Genomic DNA, 2,271 nt, shown 5'->3' with positions numbered 1-2,271 from the left:
ACACCGGGTCGATCGTGGAGATGTCCTCGCCGTCCACCAGGATCCGGCCCGACGTCGGCTCGATCAGCCGGTTGACCATCATCATCGTGGTCGTCTTCCCGCAGCCCGACGGCCCGACGAGCGTGACCAGCTCGCCCTTCCCGACCTCGAAGCTCAGCCCGTCGACCGCGGTGGTCCCGTCCGGGTAGACCTTGCCGACCTGCTCGAACCGGATCATGTGAGCACGGTAGGAGCCGCCGGGGCCCCCTGCACACGGGCCGGGACCGACCGGGTCACAGCGGTGTGCTGAACTGTCCGGGAAGCATCGGAAACAGGAGCCCCCTTGAACAGCTACCGCCATCCCGGCCTCGTCCTCACCGACCATCGGTTCACGGTCCCGCTCGACCACGACGAACCGGACGGCGAGGCGATCGAGGTGTTCGCCCGGGAAGCCGTGGCCGCGTCCAGGGCGGACCAGGACCTGCCCTGGCTGGTCTATCTGGAGGGCGGCCCCGGATTCGGCGCCCGACGCTTCGTCGGCACCGAGGCCTGGCTCGGCCGGGCGGTCCGGGACTTCCGGGTGCTGCTCCTGGACCAGCGCGGGACCGGGCTGTCCACCCCGGCCAACCGACAGACCCTCCCCCTGCGCGGCGGCCCCCGGGAGCAGGCCGACTACCTGGCCCACTTCCGTGCGGACAGCATCGTCCGCGACTGCGAGCTGATCCGCCCGCAGCTCACCGGCGGCGCGCCCTGGACTGTCCTGGGGCAGTCCTTCGGCGGCTTCTGCGCGGTCCGGTACCTCTCAGCCGCCCCTGAGGGCCTGGAGCAGGTCCTGATCACCGGCGGACTGCCCTCCCTGGACGCGCACGCCGACGACGTCTACCGGGCCGCGTACCCCAGGATCGAGCGCAAGGTCGCCGCGCACTACGCCCGTTACCCGCAGGACGTCGAGCGGGCCCGCGCGATCACCGCGTACCTCGCCGAGCACCGGCCCGAGAGCGCGGGTCACCACCTGACGCCCGAGGGCTTCCAGTCGCTCGGCATCATGCTCGGCGGCGGTACCGGCAGCCACCAGCTCCACCACCTCCTGGAGAACGCCTTCGTCACCGGGCCGCGCGGCACCGAGCTCTCCGACGCCTTCCAGGAGGCCATGCGTACGGCCACCTCGTTCGCCGGCCACCCGTTGTACGCCCTGATGCACGAGGCGATCTACGGGCAGGGCGGGCGGCCCACCGACTGGTCCGCCGAACGCGTCCGCGCCGAGTTCCCGCAGTTCGACGCGGCCGATGCGCTCGCGGGCGACAGGCCTGTCCTGTTCACCGGGGAGAGCATCCATCCCTGGCATTTCGAGACCGACCCCGCCCTGCGCCCGCTGCGTGAGACGGCCGACCTCCTCGCCGCCCGCGGCGACTGGCCCGCTCTGTACGACACCGCGCGGCTGGCGGCCAACGAGGTGCCCGTGGCCGCGGCCGTCTACCACGACGACATGTACGTGGACACCGCTCACGCGCTGAGCACCGCGGCCTCGATCCGTGGTCTCCGCACCTGGGTGACCAGTGAGTTCGAGCACGACGGGCTGCGCGCGGGCGGTCCTCACGTGCTGGACCGGCTGCTCGCTCTCGTGCGGGGCGAGAGCGACCGGTAGCGCCGGGGCGCCTTCCGCCGCCCCGGCGGGAGGTCAGCGCTGGAGGGCGTCCAGCGTGGCGTCCAGGTCCGCCGCGCTGTGCGCAGCGCGGTTGTACGGAAGCTTCGACAGGGCCGCCGCCATGCCGCAGGTGTTGCTCACCGCGGAGTAGACCAGCCCCGCGCCGACGCCCGCCGACAGCCAGCGGGCGGCGGGCAGCCGCCGTCCGACCAGCAGACCGGCCACCACCAGCGACGACCAGCCGACCGGCCACCACCAGCGACCCGGCCGCCAGCCGCACCTGGCGCTCCATCGGCCATGTCGCCCGGGCGCCTTCCGGCCGGTCCAGACCGTGCCCGTCGCTCTCCCAGGCGGACGTCCCGCCGGCCAGCGTGGCGGCCTCGATGTCGGCGTCGGCGAGGATCTCGCAGGCCCGGGTGGAGCGCACGCCGGAGGCGCACACCACCAGCAGGGGGCCGCGGGCCGATGCGGACTTCAGGGCGGGCACCGCCTCCGGGAGGCGGTCGAGCGGGACGTTCAGGGCGCCGGGCACATGCCCGGAGGCGTACTCGCCGGGCGCCCGCACGTCGATGACGGTGAGCTCCTCCAGGCGTGCGGCGGCCTGGGCGGGGGAGAGGGCGGCGGGGCTTGTCACGAGCGGGTTCCTT

Annotated in this window: 2 protein-coding genes and 1 pseudogene; 1 reads left to right on the top strand and 2 read right to left on the bottom strand. The window is 73.5% G+C overall.

Going from position 1 to position 2,271, the window contains the following annotated elements; genetic code table 11:
- On the bottom strand, positions 1-217 hold a 217-nt coding region (locus IH13_RS0104855), incomplete at its 3' end, for an ATP-binding cassette domain-containing protein (protein ID WP_031081287.1).
- Between the two features lie 105 nt (positions 218-322).
- On the opposite strand from IH13_RS0104855, the gene IH13_RS0104850 reads away from it, so the two are divergent.
- A complete protein-coding gene (locus IH13_RS0104850; protein WP_031081285.1) occupies positions 323-1,624 on the top strand; it encodes an alpha/beta fold hydrolase in 1,302 nt (433 codons plus the stop codon).
- A gap of 33 nt (positions 1,625-1,657) precedes the next feature.
- On the opposite strand, the pseudogene IH13_RS36730 reads toward IH13_RS0104850, so the two are convergent.
- Positions 1,658-2,258: pseudogene (locus tag IH13_RS36730) on the bottom strand (rhodanese-like domain-containing protein).
- Positions 2,259-2,271: the final 13 nt, after the last annotated feature.

Source organism: Streptomyces sp. NRRL WC-3549 (assembly GCF_000721935.1).
Classification (GTDB): Bacteria; Actinomycetota; Actinomycetes; order Streptomycetales; family Streptomycetaceae; genus Streptomyces.
Note: the sequence above shows the minus strand (reverse complement) of the source record. Positions and strands in the feature narration are given on the sequence as shown.